The organism is [Mycobacterium] manitobense (assembly GCF_025821665.1).
GTDB lineage: Bacteria > Actinomycetota > Actinomycetes > Mycobacteriales > Mycobacteriaceae > Mycobacterium > Mycobacterium arseniciresistens.
Genome location: NZ_JACKSJ010000268.1, coordinates 1 through 470, shown reverse-complemented (window position 1 = coordinate 470; position 470 = coordinate 1). Strand labels below are relative to the sequence as shown.

The window sequence follows — 470 nt, the reverse complement described above, 5'->3', positions numbered from 1 at the left end:
AGTCAGGCTCCCCGGATTCGCGCCGGATCGAGATCCTGCAGACCGCCAACGACGTGATCGCCGAATCGGGACTGCGGACCTCGCTACAGCAGATCGCCGAGGCGGCGGGCATCCTCGCAGGCAGCCTCTATCACCATTTCGAATCCAAGGAGGCCATCCTCGTCGAGTTGATCCGGCGCTACCACGCGGCGCTGGACCTCGTCGGCGAGCAGGCGCTGCGCGGGCTCGACTCCCCTGACCCGCGCCCGATAGAAGAGCAGATCGTCGGCCTGGGCCGCGCCATTGCGCGGTGTGCGGTGGCGCATCGCGCCGCGCTGCAGATGTCGTTCTACGAAGGCCCCAGTTCGGACCCCGAGCTGATCGAACTGACCAAGCAGCGGCCGGCCGGGATCCAGTCCGCCATGCTGCAGCTGCTGCGCGCGGGCCGCTGCAGCGGCTCCATCAGGCCCGAGATGGATCTACCCACGCTG

Annotated in this window: 1 protein-coding gene; it reads left to right on the top strand. The window is 68.3% G+C overall.

All coding sequences use genetic code 11. The features are described 5' to 3' along the window. Positions 1-26: 26 nt before the first annotated feature. Positions 27-470: TetR/AcrR family transcriptional regulator (locus H7I41_RS29550; RefSeq protein WP_372503828.1), on the top strand; the 444-nt coding region annotated here is incomplete at its 3' end.